At 40.1% G+C, this 17,284-nt stretch carries 15 protein-coding genes, 2 tRNA genes and 2 pseudogenes; 11 read left to right on the top strand and 8 right to left on the bottom strand.

The features are described 5' to 3' along the window. Positions 1–32: 32 nt before the first annotated feature. The 4 genes from ACP69Y_RS05940 to ACP69Y_RS05925 all read left to right on the top strand — a co-directional run bounded on the left by ACP69Y_RS05940 (position 33) and on the right by ACP69Y_RS05925 (position 2,887). Entirely contained in the window at positions 33–281 is a 249-nt protein-coding gene (locus ACP69Y_RS05940) for a DUF2798 domain-containing protein (RefSeq protein WP_425917011.1), read from the top strand. 137 nt (positions 282–418) lie between these two features. Next, the gene (locus tag ACP69Y_RS05935; RefSeq protein WP_425917010.1) at positions 419–1,411 is read left to right on the top strand and encodes an NAD(P)H-quinone oxidoreductase; all 993 of its coding nucleotides are present in this window, start codon (positions 419–421) and stop codon (positions 1,409–1,411) included. Positions 1,412–1,642: 231 nt separating this feature from the next. Further along, positions 1,643–1,840: a hypothetical protein gene (locus tag ACP69Y_RS05930; protein ID WP_425917008.1), complete on the top strand. Its 198-nt coding sequence runs from the start codon at positions 1,643–1,645 to the stop codon at positions 1,838–1,840. A gap of 141 nt (positions 1,841–1,981) precedes the next feature. Further along, a complete protein-coding gene (locus tag ACP69Y_RS05925; RefSeq protein ID WP_425917006.1) occupies positions 1,982–2,887 on the top strand; it encodes a helix-turn-helix transcriptional regulator in 906 nt (301 codons plus the stop codon). Between the two features lie 165 nt (positions 2,888–3,052). Here ACP69Y_RS05925 and ACP69Y_RS05920 read toward each other — a convergent pair. Then, positions 3,053–3,138 (bottom strand) — tRNA-Leu (locus ACP69Y_RS05920). 13 nt (positions 3,139–3,151) lie between these two features. Then, positions 3,152–3,225, bottom strand: a tRNA-Cys gene (locus tag ACP69Y_RS05915). Between the two features lie 152 nt (positions 3,226–3,377). Here ACP69Y_RS05915 and folD point away from each other — a divergent pair. After that, on the top strand, positions 3,378–4,226 hold the full coding sequence (gene folD, locus ACP69Y_RS05910) for a bifunctional methylenetetrahydrofolate dehydrogenase/methenyltetrahydrofolate cyclohydrolase FolD (protein WP_425917004.1): 849 nt from the start codon (positions 3,378–3,380) through the stop codon (positions 4,224–4,226). A 270-nt stretch (positions 4,227–4,496) separates the two neighbouring features. Beyond that, the gene (locus ACP69Y_RS05905) at positions 4,497–5,165 is read left to right on the top strand and encodes a class I SAM-dependent methyltransferase (protein WP_425917002.1); all 669 of its coding nucleotides are present in this window, start codon (positions 4,497–4,499) and stop codon (positions 5,163–5,165) included. Positions 5,166–5,201: 36 nt separating this feature from the next. On the opposite strand, the gene ACP69Y_RS05900 is transcribed toward ACP69Y_RS05905, so the two are convergent. From ACP69Y_RS05900 to ACP69Y_RS05890, 3 genes and pseudogenes are all read right to left on the bottom strand, one after another. Beyond that, a complete protein-coding gene (locus ACP69Y_RS05900) occupies positions 5,202–5,630 on the bottom strand; it encodes a hypothetical protein (RefSeq protein ID WP_425917000.1) in 429 nt (142 codons plus the stop codon). Between the two features lie 138 nt (positions 5,631–5,768). Next, a pseudogene (locus tag ACP69Y_RS05895) lies at positions 5,769–6,204 on the bottom strand (MFS transporter); the annotation flags it as partial. A 444-nt stretch (positions 6,205–6,648) separates the two neighbouring features. Continuing rightward, on the bottom strand, positions 6,649–7,956 hold the full coding sequence (locus tag ACP69Y_RS05890) for an MFS transporter (protein ID WP_425916999.1): 1,308 nt from the start codon (positions 7,954–7,956) through the stop codon (positions 6,649–6,651). 310 nt (positions 7,957–8,266) lie between these two features. Here ACP69Y_RS05890 and glpD point away from each other — a divergent pair, with 310 nt between their 5' ends. Continuing rightward, positions 8,267–9,787, top strand: coding sequence for a glycerol-3-phosphate dehydrogenase (gene glpD / locus ACP69Y_RS05885; RefSeq protein WP_425916997.1), 1,521 nt, complete (start codon positions 8,267–8,269; stop codon positions 9,785–9,787). Positions 9,788–9,883: 96 nt separating this feature from the next. Here the strand turns inward: glpD and ACP69Y_RS05880 are convergent. Together ACP69Y_RS05880 and ACP69Y_RS05875 are read right to left on the bottom strand one after the other, a co-directional pair. After that, a pseudogene (locus ACP69Y_RS05880) lies at positions 9,884–10,249 on the bottom strand (hypothetical protein). A gap of 95 nt (positions 10,250–10,344) precedes the next feature. Next, positions 10,345–12,174, bottom strand: coding sequence for a phosphoenolpyruvate carboxykinase (GTP) (locus tag ACP69Y_RS05875; protein ID WP_425916995.1), 1,830 nt, complete (start codon positions 12,172–12,174; stop codon positions 10,345–10,347). Positions 12,175–12,591: 417 nt separating this feature from the next. Between ACP69Y_RS05875 and ACP69Y_RS05870 the strand changes: the two genes are divergently transcribed. The 4 genes from ACP69Y_RS05870 to groL all read left to right on the top strand — a co-directional run bounded on the left by ACP69Y_RS05870 (position 12,592) and on the right by groL (position 16,451). Next, a complete protein-coding gene (locus ACP69Y_RS05870) occupies positions 12,592–13,530 on the top strand; it encodes a diacylglycerol/lipid kinase family protein (protein WP_425916993.1) in 939 nt (312 codons plus the stop codon). After that, a complete protein-coding gene (locus ACP69Y_RS05865) occupies positions 13,511–14,284 on the top strand; it encodes a metallophosphoesterase family protein (protein ID WP_425916991.1) in 774 nt (257 codons plus the stop codon). The genes ACP69Y_RS05870 and ACP69Y_RS05865 overlap by 20 nt, the downstream gene beginning before the upstream one ends. Positions 14,285–14,469: 185 nt before the next feature. Next, on the top strand, positions 14,470–14,760 hold the full coding sequence (locus ACP69Y_RS05860; protein ID WP_425916989.1) for a co-chaperone GroES: 291 nt from the start codon (positions 14,470–14,472) through the stop codon (positions 14,758–14,760). Between the two features lie 56 nt (positions 14,761–14,816). Continuing rightward, entirely contained in the window at positions 14,817–16,451 is a 1,635-nt protein-coding gene (groL, locus tag ACP69Y_RS05855) for a chaperonin GroEL (RefSeq protein ID WP_425916987.1), read from the top strand. A 65-nt stretch (positions 16,452–16,516) separates the two neighbouring features. Here the strand turns inward: groL and ACP69Y_RS05850 are convergent, their stop codons facing one another. Next, positions 16,517–17,272 (bottom strand): copper resistance protein NlpE N-terminal domain-containing protein, encoded by a 756-nt coding sequence (locus ACP69Y_RS05850; protein ID WP_425916985.1) that lies wholly within the window; start codon positions 17,270–17,272, stop codon positions 16,517–16,519. Positions 17,273–17,284: the final 12 nt, after the last annotated feature.

The raw sequence follows: 17,284 nt of genomic DNA, 5'->3' as shown, positions 1-17,284 counted from the left end.
CAACATCAAGACGAAGTACATATAGGTCAATTATGCATAACCCTCTTCCAAAAATTCATCCCAAACATTTAGCGTGGCTCATGCCTCTATTTTTATCTGGCATCATGAGTGGTGCGATTTCTTGTTTTAACATGATTATTAATAAAGGTTTTGGGGATGGCTTCTTTTCCTTGTGGCTGCATGCATGGAGTTTATCGTGGCTGATGGCATTTCCACTGATTCTCATGGTGCTGCCTTTGGTTCGTCGTTTCCTTATGCTATTTATGGCTAAACCAAATTAAACCGACATCTAGGGGTATTTCTCTAGATGATGGTAGGCTCTCAGACATAAGCAGGAGTTGGCTTCAAAGCACAGACAAACTATGTTGAAATAAACCGTAGATAGATGAATAGTTAATAAATTGAAAGGGAAGAAATTATGTCACAAACCAACATGCAACAAGTCATCATTACAGAGCCGGGCGGTATCGATAAACTGGCTTATGAAAGCGTTACGATTCCTGAAGCTAAAGCAGATGAAGTGTTGGTGAAAGTCCATGCCTTCGGAATTAACCGCCCAGACATCTTGCAACGCCAAGGTTTGTATCCAATGCCTAAAGGCGTAACACCAGTTCCGGGTCTGGAAGTTGCAGGTATTGTTGAAGCTGTAGGCAGTGATGTGACTAAATTTAAAGTCGGTGACAAAGTCTGTGGTTTAACCAATGGTGGCGGTTATGCTGAATATTGCGTTGTACCTGAAAGCCAAACATTGACTATTCCGACAGGCGTAAGCTTTACTCAAGCGGCTGCTATTCCTGAAACCTTCTTTACCGTGTGGGCGAATGTATTCCAGATGGGTAAAGCCAAAGCAGGGGAAACTGTATTGGTTCATGGGGGTGCAAGCGGGATTGGTACGACGGCACTGATGCTGTGCAAATCACTTGGTATCAAAACCTTTGCAACTGCCGGTTCGGACGAAAAAGTTCAAGCAATTTCCCATCTGACCACAGGGATTAACTACAAAACTCAAGACTTTGAACAAGTGATTAATGAGCAAACTGACAATGGCGGTGTAGACGTTATTTTGGATATGGTCGGTGCGCCATACTTAGAACGTAATTTGAATTTATTGCGTCGTGATGGACGTTTGGTTTATATCGCCTTTCTGGGTGGTCGTAAAGCGAAAGAGATTAATCTGGGGCATATCATGATGAAACGCTTGACCATTACCGGTTCAACCATGCGTGCCCGTACCACGGCTGAAAAAGCCGAGATTGCACAAGGCTTGCAAGAAACTATTGTGCCATTATGGGCAAAAGGTGAATGCTTACCGATGATCTATAAAACATTTAAGTTTGATCAAATTCAGGAAGCACATGCGGCTATGGATACAGGTGAGCATGTTGGGAAGATTGTGGTGGAAATCATCTAATTTTTCTACTTAAACAATGAAAGCCAACAAATGTTGGCTTTTTTTTGCATAAAATAAGTTAATTAGTTCAAATTAATTTATTGAATAACAGTGAATATATTTTAAAAAATGGTAAAAATTGTCGAATGCTTGACACAACCTGTCGGAAGTGTGGATTAAATTAACCTTTAAATTTAACCTGACCAATTTGTTTGGTATTGGGTGAAATATCATGCAATAAGGGGATGTACAATGAAGATTATATCAACACCATATACCCGTGCGCATAGTTTCCGTGCTTTAAAACGCCTGCATAAAGCGATTATTCGTAATCAGGTGTCACATTCAGACCTGCATAAATTTTACCAGGCAATGCTTCATTTAGAACGTTATGTAGAACGCCTTCATCGTAAGGGTAAAAAAAGCCGCGTGACACGGCTGGTTAAATAGCTTTCTAGAGCCTCTTTATTAGCCTTAAGTTGAAGGGAATATTTGAAAATTATTTTTTATTTGGCTGTATAATTTTTGTTGATAATTAAATAATTTTGCATATTTTTATGTGCGGTGCTGTAAAGCACAAAGAGGGGATTTATGAAGGATAATCCTTCAACACATGAGCGTCTTGCAGAACGTTTGGCCCGTATATTGACTAAGCTTAATGTGGGGCATCAGCTGAGCGTAAAACAATTGGCGCTTGAATTCCGGGTGAGTAGCCGAACCATAGAGCGTGATTTTGATCGTTTAAATTCTTATCTTCCACTTGTTCAAGACCCTAAAACCAAAAATTTTTATCTGGAATCTTCCTATCTCGGGCGCTTTAAATTACAGGATATTCAAAATTTTGCCCAGTTGTCTGGCATTCAGGATCTTTTTCCCTCTTTAGATATGTCTTTTTTAAGAGAGTTGTTCGATAACCGTGCAAATCTGGTTTTTTCTGCCAAAGGTTATAACTTTGAAGATACTACGCAGTATGCGGAACATTTTAAGATACTCACTGGAAGTATTCAAAAAAGACAGCAAATCGCTTTGTTTTACAGAGATCAAATGCGGGTTGTAAAACCGTATCGATTAATTCATCACATGGGCAACTGGTATTTGGCTGCTGTACGCAAGCAGGAACTGCGTGTTTACCGTCTGGGCCGTATTGAGAAAATTATCTGTAACCATCGACTTTCACGGTTTGAACATGATCGGGCTGTGCTGCAGCAGTTAAAAGATGAAGATGGTATTTGGTTTCAATACGAAAAGCAGGAAGTCATTTTATCTGTGCATCCAGAGGTTGCAATTTATTTTAAGCAACGGCGGATTTTTTCAGAACAGGTAGTTTTAGACGAATTGGAAACAGGGGAATTGCTGATTAGTTGTCAGATTCGGCATCAGAAAGAATTGAACCCATTGGTGCGTTACTGGATACCTTATGTGAAAATCGTCAAGCCTGAGCATTTACAGCAAGAACTAGATGCCAGTCTGCAAGGCTATTTAAAATGTGCACAGTAAAAATGAACTCAAGGTTTTAAAGTTTTAGCAGGGCGATGGGGGATACGGATAAGTATTTGACTCAACGCCCTTAAATTTTATGAGATGTCTGCAAGAAATTTCAGGCATAAAAAAAACCAGCATTAAGCTGGATTTTTTATTGCACCATTTTAAGTAGTCTTAAAATGGTGCCCGAGGCCAGACTCGAACTGGCACGCTTTGTGGGCGGGGGATTTTAAATCCCCTGTGTCTACCGATTTCACCACTCGGGCATTTTAACAAGATTGGAGGCGGAGGTCGGAATCGAACCGGCGTACACGGAGTTGCAGTCCGCTGCATGACCACTCTGCCACCCCGCCATCTCTTGGTGATGCACATATTAGCAATCTTTGAAAAAAAAACAATACTGTAAATAGTGTATATGCACATAAAATCGGCATATAGAATAAAATAGCCGAAATAATCATGTATTATTTGCGAAATTGATTCATATCTACTTTGGAGATGTGCCGTGGCATTAGTTTTAGATGGTCGTGCATTGGCAAAACAAATTGAAGCTGACTTGTTAACACGTGTAGAAGCGTTGAAAGCAAAAACAGGTCGTACCCCCATTCTTGCGACTATTTTGGTCGGTGATGATGGTGCATCTGCCACTTATGTACGTATGAAAGGCAATGCGTGCCGCCGTGTCGGTATGGATTCGCTAAAAATTGAATTAGGCAAAGAGACCACAACTGAACAATTGCTGGCTGAAATTGAAAAACTCAATGCCAATCCGGATGTTCACGGTATTCTGTTGCAACACCCGGTACCTGCTCAAATTGATGAACGTGCATGTTTCGATGCAATTTCTTTGGCAAAAGACGTTGATGGCGTAACCTGTCTTGGCTTTGGTCGTATGGCCATGGGCGAGACTGCTTATGGTTCTGCAACACCAGCAGGCATCATGACCATCCTGAAAGAAAACAACATTGAAATTGCAGGTCAGCATGCAGTGGTTGTGGGTCGTTCTGCGATTTTGGGTAAACCAATGGCAATGATGCTTCTTCAAGCCAACGCAACGGTAACCATCTGCCATTCGCGTACCAAAAATCTTCCTGAGTTGGTTAAACAGGCTGACATTATTGTGGGTGCAGTTGGTAAAGCTGAACTTATTCAAAAAGACTGGATTAAACCAGGTGCAGTCGTTGTAGACGCTGGCTTCCATCCGCGTGATGGCGGTGGTGTGGGTGATATCCAGTTAGTAGGGATTGAAGACGTTGCTTCTGCTTATACACCAGTTCCAGGTGGTGTAGGTCCAATGACCATTACCACTTTGATTCGTCAAACGGTTGAAGCTGCTGAAAAGGCTTTAGGTTAATTAAATTTAGAATCCAATATTGAATAAATTTTGGTATTGGATTCGCGACATCGCCATTTGCTGCTGTTCGAGGCAGGACTAAGTTCGATAAAAATGTTTCTGTGAATCATTGAGTAAATGATGGTCTCAGTCGAGTTCAGCAAATGGCAATGGTTTTGCCTACTTTTCCCGAAAGAAAAGTAGGTCGAACCAAAGGTTGATCCAAATATTAGAATTCTTCTTGTAAGACTCCGCCGTGAAGGCATCACAAAACATTTTAAAAGTATTCCAATGAGCTGTACTTTCCAATTCCCCAAAGCCCCAGAGCATCTTATCCAAGCCTTACATGAGGTGATCCCCGGTTGTGACTTGATGGCGCAGCAGCTACCTGAAACCCCGATTTCACTCTGGCTGATTCCACCGGTCTTTCCAACCGACCGCCTAGATGATGAAGTGATTCGTCGAATCTGGAATGATACACCATACTGGATTTTCTGCTGGGCATCTGGGCTTGCGATGGCGCAATGGCTACTTGCAGAGCCACAACACGTTAAAGATAAGGTTGTCCTCGACTTTGGTGCAGGTTCGGGCGTAGTCGCGATAGCAGCAAAAATGGCAGGGGCTAAACGTGTTATTTGCTGTGATATAGATCCAATCAGTTTGGATTCATGCCGTGCCAATGCAGAATTGAATAATGTAGAGCTTGAATATCTGGATGATTTGTATAAAGCAGAACAGGTCGATGTGCTGTTAGCAGCGGATGTTTTATATGATCAATGTAACCGCTTTTTCCTGGATGAGTTTTTAAAATTTTCCCCTGAAGTATGGGTCGCAGATAGTCGGGTGAAAAATTTTAGTCATCCCCAATATCAAAAATTGGATGAACGCAGTGCTACAACTTGGCCTGACTTGGATGAATCTAAAGAATTTCGAAATGTGAGTTTTTATAAGACGCTGTAAACAGCGTCTTTTTATTTATCAAGTAATTAGTAGCGCTTAAGAACAAGTATAACGAACCACATTTAAGGTGCTTGGACGAGTATCTAAAGACTGGCGAGTGGCCATATTTTCACTGTTATACAAATCTGGAGTATTGCTTAAACTAATGCTGGTACGGCTTTGACCCAGTTGACGACCATATTGTGGTGTTTGTATTTCTGGATTGGCAATTTCACTAATGCTTAAAATATCGAGTTTGTAGTGTTTATTTAGGCCCAATACTTTTTGACAAGCACGTTGTAATTTTTGCTCATCCACTTTTTGGTTTGGACGAATGACTAAAGTATAAGCCAAGGTTGCTGAGTTAGGTGACTGACTTTCTATTTGATAGCCGACATTGCCATTATATTGACGTGGTGTGCTTTGACACGCAGTAAGTCCAAGCGCTATAAAACCTAAGCCAAGCAATTTATAGGTATTGTTCATCTTTAAAAGTTCCAAGCGTTGTTATTGGATTGAGTATGCCATAAGCCTACTTTTTTAACGATGCAATCCAGGCATCTATCCAATAAAAAAGCTTTCCAATTGTGACAACCTAGAAAGCTTTTTTAGGTGATTATTCAACTAAGTACGCTGGGTTGAATCGTCGGCAAGCATGCTATTTTTCTTGGTGTCTTTCATAAAGATATAGATAATCAAAGACAAGCCAATCATGAAGCTAATGTAGAAAAAATAGTTTTTATGACCTGCATTTTAAAGCTAAGCGTAATCAGTTCTGCTGTACCACTAAACAAAGTGTTAGCAATGACATAAGGTAAAGCAACACCCAATGCATGAATGTGTGCAGGAAGTCATTCCGCTTTAACTACCGCATTAATGGCAGTATAACCCGTTACAATAACCATACCATTCATACCAAGCATGAATGTAGTGATTGGATTGGTGGTCATCCCAAGCCATTAAAAATTGGAATTGTAAACAATACGCCTAATAAGCCAAGGGCGATCATAACCAGTTTACGACCAATTTTATTGGACAGAATATCAACCGCACGTTGAAGCAGGTTGACCGTGTCATTGCCTTCAGGGAAAAATGGTGAAGCAAAGTACAAAGTAAATGCGGCATACACATATCAGTCCTACACTTTAAATAAATTACCTGCAGAGCCGCCAAGGATAGATTTGAAACGAGTTTTTCTGTCAAGTTGCGGATTAGCAACCGGAGAAGGTGAATCTGCCACAACAATTCTTCAAAAAATTGTTGGCAAAATACATTCTTTTAAATCCTTCGAGGTGAAAAATTTGAAACCATATGTTTTATTGTGGAAGATAAAAATAAATTTTTAAAAATATGTTATACGCCTATGTTTTTGCTTCATCATTCGACTTTAATTTTATCGGTGTTTTGCTTTGAATGTTTAGTAATTCTAATTTATTGTTTTAATTAATTAAATAGGATAAAAGAAAAGCCTTTCCTGTCAAAAGGCTTAAAAAATAACTGGGAATTAGTGTTCTTTAATTTCTGAATGGTGTTTGGTATCTTTCATAAAGATATAAACAATCAGTGATATAGAAATTAAGATGGTGACATAAATAAAGTACCAAGACTCATGTCCAGCTTCTTTGAAACTCAATGCAAAAAACTCTGCTGTTCCGCCAAATAAAGTATTGGCAAGTGCATAAGGAAGTGCGACTCCTAATGCACGAATATGTGCAGGGAACATTTCGGCTTTTACTACAGCGTTAATTGAGGTGTAGCCCGTAACAATGATCAAGCCGACTAAACAGATCCAGAATGCAGACCAGTAGTCTTGAGTCTGTCCTAGTCTGTCAAATAAGAAATAGGTAAATAAAACGCCCAACACCCCAAAGGCAATCATGAGTGGTTTACGTCCAATTTTATCCGATAAAGCTCCGGCAAAAGGTTGTAAACACATGAAAATAAAAAGCGCCAAAGTGGTGATTTGCGTGGCTTCGGGTTTGCTAAATCCAGAGGTGTTGACTAAATATTTTTGCAGATAGGTGGTGTAAGTGTAGAAAGCAACAGTACCACCTGCGGTTAAAAACAACACAGTAAATGCCTGTCTAGGATAATGCTTGAACAGTGCAAACATACTCGATTCAGGCTGATTCTTATCTTTTTGTATATTTTTAAAAGATTGGGTTTCGAGCAGCCCACGGCGAATATAGAACACGACTATGGCGAGGCAAGCCCCGATAAAGAATGGAATGCGCCAACCCCATGCATGTAGTTGTTCTTCAGTCAGTACAAACTGTAAAATCAGTAACACACAGAGTGCAGTGAGCTGACCTGCAATTAAAGTGACGTACTGAAAACTGGAAAAAAAACCGCGTCGGTTTCTTTCTGCCATTTCACTTAAATAGGTGGCACTGGCACCATATTCTCCACCCACACTTAAGCCCTGAATAAGTCGGGCAACCACTAGAATAATGGGCGAAAACACCCCAATTTGATCATGGGTGGGGGCTATTGCAATCATCAGAGAACCAATACACATTAAGGTCACGGAAAGGGTAAGGCCTGATTTCCGTCCTTTTTTATCCGAGTAAATACCCATGATCCAGGCCCCGATTGGGCGCATTAAAAAGCCGACTGCGAAAATGGCAGCAGCTTGGAGTAATTGTGCAGTCTGACTGCCTTTGGGGAAAAATGCGTGAGCAAAATATAAGGTAAATGCGGCATAGACGTACCAGTCATACCATTCAACCAGATTACCTGCTGAACCACCCAGAATAGATTTGACTCGTGTTTTGGTATCTAGATTTACTTGAGGAGCGTTATCTTCAATCATGGGTACAAGTCCATTTTGTTATTGTTTTTAGATGTTAAACCTATTGTTTTAACGGTATAAGCACGCGAGTTTTTAGTTTTGTATAAAAAATGTGCGAAATTTAATTATTTGAAAGTGAAGTAGTTTAAGTGGGGGGGAGTAGATGATTTATAGGCATTGTTTATTTTTGATGTGAAAATCTCATTGTTATTTTATATCCACTCCACTCATCCATAATTTCCAAGTGTTATTTCATCTCAAATGGTGTTAAGTTTTATAGAACAATAAGAAATTTAACTCAGCTGTTTTAACAAAATTAGAGGAGGTGGGCATGCAAGTGATTCATCCGGTCTATGATGTAGTAGTAATTGGTGGAGGCATCAATGGTGTTGGTATCGCAGTCGATGCAGTGGGGCGAGGGCTGTCTGTGTTTCTATGTGAAAAGGATGATTTAGCCAGTCATACCTCTTCTGCAAGCAGTAAGCTTATTCATGGTGGTTTGCGTTATCTCGAACATAAAGAGTTTCGGTTAGTTCATGAAGCATTGGTTGAACGCGAAGTATTATTAGCCAAAGCACCTCATATTATTCGTCCATTGCGCTTTATCATGCCTCATCAACCGCATTTACGTCCTGCATGGCTGATTCGGACTGGTTTATTTGTTTATGATCATTTGGGTAAACGAGAAAAATTAGCAGGCTCAAAGCATATTCATTTTGATGCAGCAACCAGCCCTTTAAAAGAAGAAATGACCCAGGGTTTTGAATATTCAGATTGTGCGGTGGATGACGCACGTTTGGTGGTTTTAAATGCGATACAAGCACATGAGCGAGGTGCACATATTGTTACTCAGACACGATGTAGCTCTGCATATCGTGAAAATGGGTTGTGGTTGATTCATCTGGAAAATGCGCAAGGCACTTATCAAATTCAAGCCAAAGCCTTGGTGAATGCCTCAGGGCCGTGGGTTGCGAAATTTATTCAACAGAATTTAAAACAAAAATCACCGTATGGGCTTCGACTCGTTCAAGGCAGTCATATTATTGTGCCGAGAATCTATGAAGGAGATAAAGCCTTTATTCTTCAAAATGATGATCAGCGGATCGTTTTTGCAATTCCTTATTTGGATCAGTACACCTTAATTGGAACCACTGATCACGAATATAAAGATGATTTAGATCAGGTCAAGATTACCCAGCCTGAAATTGATTATTTGCTGGATGTTTACAATGATCACTTTAAGCATCAGTTAGCCCCTAAAGATATTTTATATACCTATTCAGGGGTTCGGTCCTTGTGTGACGATGAGTCTGATAATCCATCTGCGATTACTCGCGACTATACTTTGGCCATATCTCAAGAACAGAAAAATGATGCGCCGTTACTTTCGGTGTTTGGTGGAAAACTTACAACCTATAGAAAGCTGGCGGAATCTGCAATTGCACATTTGCAACCTTTCTTTCCTCAAATGAAAAAGTCCTGGACTGAAAAAGCATTATTACCTGGTGCAGAAAACCTGATTTCGGTTGAGCTTTTACTGCAGCAGATTATGCAAACAATCGAGGACGTGCCATTTCAAGTGGCTTCGCGCTGGGCACATGCTTATGGAACACGGGTATGGCAGTTTTTAAAGGGTGTTTCAACGATCGATGAACTTGGTGAAGATTTTGGGCATGGTTTATTTGCCAAAGAAGTGGATTATCTGGTAGATCAAGAATGGGCGAGAAGCAGTCAGGATATTTTATGGCGTAGAAGCAAACTGGGTTTTCAATTTATGGATGACGAGATTCGGTTATTAGATCAATATCTTTCAAAATTGCATCTTAAAAGATCGCAGGATACTGCCGCTTAAATTTTTTAAACATGAAATAAAAGACCGTTTTAACGGTCTTTTACTTGAATCAACTTGTAAATTCGATCTTCAATTAAATTTTATTTAATTTTCTGTTTAAATTTCAACGCCACCTAGCGCTGCGCAATTTACAGGCGTATTCCATTGAACTGCAGTACCCCAGATCACAGGACGTACAACACGCCAAGGCCAGAAACCGAATCTTTGGCTTGCATTATAGTTGATGACCACGTTACCACCGACTTGGTGTGCACGCTCTGTAAAGCGTGGATACAGTTCTACGACACTGCCATAAGTACCTTTAGCTACTTTAATGCGTTTTTTAATTTAAAATTGGCTAGAGTCTGGTGTGCCTTTGATGGCACAAACGTGAAGAGCAGGCTGTTCTGCAGTAGCTGCTTGAGCCGTAGCTAAACCAGCTAAACCAAGCAGACAAATTGTAAGTGTGAATATTTTTAGCATGAAATTTCCCTCTTTTAATTATGGCGTTATTTGCGGGGGTATATTAACGTAAAAAAAGGCCACCGTAGTGACCTTTTATCAATTAATTCAATAAATTAAGCAGATTTTACCGCTTCTAAAAGTTCGTTTTGACGTGCTTTAAGTGCAGCGGGTAAACGTTCACCCAATTTAGTGAATAATTCAGTGTGGCTTTCCAATTCTTTGATCCACTGATCTTTGTCTTGCGCTGTAACGGTTACGAATTGCTCTTTAGAGAAGTCGATACCCGTCCAGTTCAATTGTTCATAAGTAGGAACCAAGCCGATTGGAGTTTCAGTCGCTTCAGCACGGCCTTCACAACGATCAATCATCCACTCAAGAACACGCATGTTTTGACCGAAACCAGGCCATACGAAGTTGCCTTCAGCATCACGACGGAACCAGTTTACGTTAAAGATTTTAGGAAGTTTGTTGCCAGCAGCTTCAGCTTTAGTCGCAACTTGTTCACCCAATTCTAACCAGTGAGAGAAGTAGTCAGCCATGTTGTAGCCCGCAAATGGAAGCATAGCAAATGGATCGCGACGAACAACACCTTGTTGACCAACAGCGGCAGCAGTCGTTTCAGAACCCATGGTTGCAGCTTTATAAACGCCATCTACCCAGTCAAAAGCTTCAGAAACCAAAGGCACTGTATCTGCACGTCGACCACCGAAGATAAACGCAGAGATTGGCACGCCAGCTGGATTTTCCCAGTCAGCATCAATAGAAGGGCATTGACCCGCAGCAACGGTGAAGCGAGCATTCGGATGCGCAGCTTTTTCGCCAGCAACGTGTGGCTGACCTTTCCAGTTAGTCAGGTTAGCAGGTGCTTCTTTAGTCAGGCCTTCCCACCAAACTTCACCATTATCAGTAACCGCAACGTTGGTATAAATCACGTCTTTGTGAAGAGTGGCCATACAGTTTGGATTGGTTTTGGTGTTGGTACCCGGTGCTACACCGAAGAAACCAGCTTCAGGATTGATTGCATACAAGCGACCGTCTTCACCTGGTTTGATCCAGGCAATGTCATCACCTACAGTTTCAATTTTCCAGCCTTCGTACCCTGCTGGTGGAATCAACATGGCAAAGTTGGTTTTACCACATGCAGAAGGGAATGCCGCTGCGATGTAGTGTTTTTCACCTTGTGGATTAGTTACACCAAGGATCAACATGTGTTCAGCTAACCAGCCTTGTTGACGCCCCATTGAAGAAGCAATACGTAAAGCTAGGCATTTTTTACCAAGCAATGCGTTACCACCGTAACCAGAACCGTAAGACCAGATTTCACGAGTTTCTGGATAATGCACGATGTATTTTTCAGGGTTGCAAGGCCATGCAACGTCTTTTTGACCTTCTACAAGCGGTGCACCTACAGTGTGTACGCAAGGAACGTATTCACCGTCAGTACCAAGAACGTCATAAACAGCTTTACCCATACGAGCCATTTTAGACATGCTTACCGCAACGTAAGGAGAATCAGTGAGTTCAATACCGATATGTGCAATATGGCTACCTAAAGGACCCATAGAGAAAGGTACTACGTATAAAGTACGTCCTTTCATTGAACCATCAAATAAACCGCTTAAACGCGTACGCATTTCAGCTGGCGCTTCCCAGTTATTCGTCGCACCTGCATCTTCTTGTTTTTCTGAGCAGATATATGTGCGACCTTCAACACGAGCAACGTCAGAAGGATCAGAATTAGCTAAGTAAGAACCAGGGTGCTTTTCTTGGTTAAGCGCTTGCATAGTGCCGTTAGCGATCATCAAGTCGATATAACGTTGATATTCTTCTGCGCTACCGTCACACCATTCAATTTTCGCTGGCTTCGTTAATTTTGCAATTTCTTCAACCCATGCAATAAGCTTAGGGTGTCGAACGAATTCTGGTGCGTTCACTTGGGTCATGGTGAGGCCTATCTCATATGTGTACAATTTGAATGTACAAAGTACAATCCAAGCAATGGGATGCATCGCTTGGATGAAAATATAAAAAAAAGTGGCTGTATTAAAGCATAAAATCGTAAAAAAAATAAGACTAAAGAAGTATGCAAAATAGATTGGAAGATTATGTCTATTCTTAATAAAGTCTTATAAAAACAATATCTTATGATTTTTAAATAAGATTTAAAACAGTATTTTTTTATATTATGGGGATTATTTATTTAAGTTATTTACTTTAAAAACAATTGGTTAGTAATATTTTTTTTATGAGAATTATTATTGATTAAATAAATGGTTGTCATTCGAATTTTACATAAAGAGGCTTTTAATTGCCGATAAATTGGACAAGATTAGAGCAATTGCTTCAAAAAGATATAGAAAATGTCAGAACCTTTAAAGCCCTTATCACTTATATATAATGAAAAGTCTGGATTTCATGCAGCGAATAAAGATGAAGTCTTTGAGCAACTTATGACAAATTTAACAGCTTATGGCTATGAAATTCAGGCTTTTGAAATTAGTGCGGAAGCGAGTTTTGATCATTTGATGAATAAAATCATTTTGCGCCATCAACAGGCTCATGAGCTTGGGGTTGTCGTTGCAGCAGGGGGAGATGGAACCTTAAACGCAGTTGCTGCGAAACTTATGGAAACTAAAATACCGATGGGAATCTTACCATTAGGAACATTTAATTATGTGGCACGATTACTGAATATTCCACTGGATCTATTAAAAGCTGCGGAGGTGATTGCCACAGGAAAGGTTCATGAAGTGCATGTAGCACAGATCAATGATCATATTTATTTAAATAATGCCAGCTTAGGGTTATATCCTTTATTTATTCAGAAACGTGAATTATATAATCAGCGCTTTGGTCGTTTTGCTTTAAATGCGTATACCTCAGGTCTGGATGTGCTGATTCGTGATCGTAAAGAACTGAAACTTGAAGTAGAAGTCGATGGAAAAAAATATCCGCTGAAAACACCTTTGATTTTCTTTGGCAATAACCAGTTGCAACTGGCAGAGATGAATCTACGTATTGCTGAATCTGCTAAACAAGGAAAGGTAGCAGGAATAGTCGTCGCCAAAAGTGATAAACGCACACTATTTAAAATGTTATGGCAATTAATGAAGGGGAATTTAGATAAAGCACCGGATGTGTATAGCTTTTCTGGAGATGAAGTCAAAATTTATTCAAAAAGAAAAAAATTAACGGTTGCTTTAGATGGTGAAATTGTTGAAATACCGCCCCCACTTAAAATTTCAGTGCGTAAAAATGCCTTAAAAATAATGGTGCCTAATGATTCTACATCTGTCTGATCTGCATTTTGGAACGGAAAAGCCAGCTTGTATGGCAGCAATCCGCTTATTTTGCCAAGAGCAACAGATTGAAGCGGTTGTGGTGAGTGGGGACTTAACCCAGCGTGCACGCTATATACAGTTTCATGATTGCAAAAAATTCTTGGAAAGTTTAAATCTTCCGTATTTGGTGGTGCCAGGCAATCACGATATTCCGCTGTATCAGGTATGGAATCGTATTTTTAGTCCATTTACCCGCTATAAATTGTTCTTTGGCCATATGGAAACCACCTTGGAAACTGAACATTTCTATATTATTGGGGTGAACAGTATTCGACGTCGTTATCACACCCGCGGACATATTTCCTTAGAGCAAATTCAGCAGATTGACCAGTCATTAATGATCGCACCTGTAGATAAAATCAAACTGATTGTTGCGCATCAGCCTTTTTATACCCCGCCGAATGATCCGCATGGGGTGAAAGATTGTCCCATGTTGGGACGGATGGCTTTAGAGTCGTGGAGTCAAAGTGGTTTAAATGGTTTATTGCACGGACATCTGCATCAATCGGCAGTCTATGATTTAAACCAGATTTATCATTTAGGCGCAGCACATCCAGTACTGGATATTCATGCCGGAACGGCGACTTCATATCGACTACATCATGGCTTGCCGAATAGTTTTAATGTCATTCATGCAAATGCAGATGTGCAGCATTATTATTTTGATGAACAGCAAAAAGAATTTGTATTAAAAGAAGAAAATGCTGAATAAATACGGAAATATTTGAGATTGAATAAAAAACATACAAAAAACAGTACTTTTTTTTGCTTACCCCCTTGAAGCGTTTTTTTCCATCCCCACCAAAGTGTCATCGAAATTATTTTTTGATGATGACCGATGGAATAACAAAGTCATCATTACTTCACTATAAAAGACTTAGTCTGATGGAGTTTCCAATGAGCAACATTCGTCCATTACATGATCGCGTAGTTATTCGTCGTGTTGAAGAAGAAACTAAAACTGCTGGCGGTATTTTACTTCCAGGTTCTGCTGCTGAAAAACCGGCTCAAGGTGAAATCATTGCAGTAGGTAATGGTCAGATCACTGACAATGGTGTACGTGCTTTAGACGTTAAAGTAGGCGAAAAAGTATTGTTCGGTACTTACGCTGGCACAACTGTCAAAGTACAAGGCGAAGAACTTCTTATTATGAAAGAGTCTGACATTTTAGCCGTTTTAGAAGACTAATTCAGACCTGTTTCAGTTAATCAAATTTTTGAAAATTAAAATATTTGGAGTAAAGCATGTCAGCTAAAGACGTAAAATTTGGTGATTCAGCTCGCAGTAAAATGATTGCAGGCGTAAACGTACTTGCCGATGCGGTAAAAGTAACTTTAGGCCCTAAAGGCCGTAACGTGGTGATTGACCGTTCTTTTGGTTCACCACACATCACTAAAGATGGTGTAACGGTTGCGAAAGAAATTACGCTTAAAGACAAGTTTGAAAACATGGGCGCGCAATTGGTTCGTGAAGTATCTTCAAAGACCAATGACATCGCAGGTGACGGTACAACAACTGCAACTGTCTTGGCTCAAGCAATTTTGAACGAAGGAATCAAATCAGTGACTGCGGGTATGAACCCAATGGATTTGAAACGTGGTATCGACCTTGCTGTTCGCGTTGTAGTTGAAAATATTAAAGCAACGGCTAAACCTGCTTCTGATACTAAAGCGATTGAACAAGTTGGTTCGATTTCTGCTAACTCTGACACCACTGTGGGTAAACTTATTGCGCAAGCAATGGAACGCGTAGGTAAAGAAGGCGTAATTACTGTTGAAGAAGGTTCAGGCTTTGAAGATTCGCTTGACGTGGTTGAAGGGATGCAGTTTGACCGTGGTTATATCAGTCCGTACTTTGCAAACAAGCAAGACACGTTAACCGCTGAACTTGAAAATCCATTCATTCTTCTTGTTGACAAAAAAATTGGCAACATCCGTGAATTGATCAGTGTATTAGAAGCTGTTGCTAAAACAGGTAAACCACTTCTTATTATCGCTGAAGATGTTGAAGGCGAAGCGTTGGCTACTCTTGTAGTAAACAACATGCGCGGTATTATCAAAGTATGTGCGGTTAAAGCACCTGGTTTTGGTGACCGTCGTAAAGCTATGCTTCAAGACATCGCGATCTTGACTGGCGGTACTGTAATTTCTGAAGAAATTGGCATGTCACTTGAACAAGCGACTCTGGAACACTTAGGTACAGCGCATAAAGTGACTGTTTCTAAAGAAAACACAGTGCTTGTTGATGGTGCTGGTGTTGCAGCTCAAATCGCGGATCGCGTTCAACAAATCCGTGCGCAAATTGAAGAATCAACTTCAGAATACGATAAAGAAAAGCTTCAAGAACGCGTTGCTAAATTAGCAGGCGGTGTTGCAGTGATCAAAATCGGTGCGGCAACTGAAGTTGAAATGAAAGAGAAAAAAGACCGTGTTGACGATGCACTTCACGCAACTCGCGCTGCGGTAGAAGAAGGCGTGGTTGCAGGTGGTGGTGTTGCGCTAGTACGTGCAGCTAAAGCACTTGATGGTGTTGTTGGGATTAATGACGATCAAAATGTAGGTATCAACATTTTACGCCGTGCGATTGAAGCGCCGCTTCGTCAAATCGTTGCAAACGCTGGTGATGAGCCTTCAGTTGTAATCAACGCTGTGAAAAATGGCGAAGGTAACTTCGGTTACAACGCTGCGACTGGCGAATATGGCGACATGCTTGAAATGGGTATTCTTGACCCAGCAAAAGTAACCCGCTCTGCACTTGAGCACGCTGCTTCTGTTGCAGCATTAATGCTTACAACTGAATGCATGATCACTGATATTCCAGAAGATAAACCTGCAATGCCTGATATGGGCGGTATGGGTGGCATGGGCGGTATGATGTAATTCATACTGATCATCCGATAAAAAAATCCCCGCATTTTGCGGGGATTTTTTTATCCATCTTCAGATTACTTAATGTTGATATAAGCCGCCTGATAGGATTCAGGATAAATAAACGATATCAGCTCATGTTGAGTTTTATTCGCTTTAATCGGTGAGATTGGACTATTTTCAAACGTAGCAATATGTTCGTTATTTTTAGTATCTACTAAAACAATATCGCTGTCGCGTAATTTAAGAGGTCGATCTGAATGGTTATTAATTTCAAAAAAATATGTCAATTTTGTACTTGCAATATCATTCGATTCTATTTTTTCTGATTTATATAAGTCAGCCTGTATATCTACATGTTTGAGTGCATTATTTACCTCAATATTTTGTACTTGAGGAATTTGATATTTCTCAAAATTTTTGAATCGGTTTCTAGTCTGATCAAGTAATTCTATTGAATGCTGATGCAGAGAAAAATAACGATTTTTTTTGGTTTTATCGTCACTTAATTGCAATAAATTTGAATTTTTCTCATCGAAAGTGAATGTTCCTGAAGACTCTTTTTGTTTAATTTTTTGCTTAAAAAAACTAATTTCTTTTAGGAGGTAGGTCTTGTCTTGATAAAGTCGGAGAGAAACGAGTTTCTTTTCACAAGCATCACAAGGAATAAATGCTTTATAAGAGCCCACCCAATTTGGAATTTGAACCTGTATAGGTTTTGAAGGTTGCTCAGGAAGATTAACTTTTTCATTCAGTGATGATGTACTCGTATTATCGCAGCCACTTGAAAGTAAAATGGCAAAAAGACTGAGTGTAATCATCGCTTGTTTCATAATGGTCATTTA

This window comes from Acinetobacter sp. TSRC1-2, from assembly GCF_049895885.1.
Classification (GTDB): Bacteria; Pseudomonadota; Gammaproteobacteria; order Pseudomonadales; family Moraxellaceae; genus Acinetobacter.
This window is presented reverse-complemented; position numbering and strand designations above follow the sequence as displayed.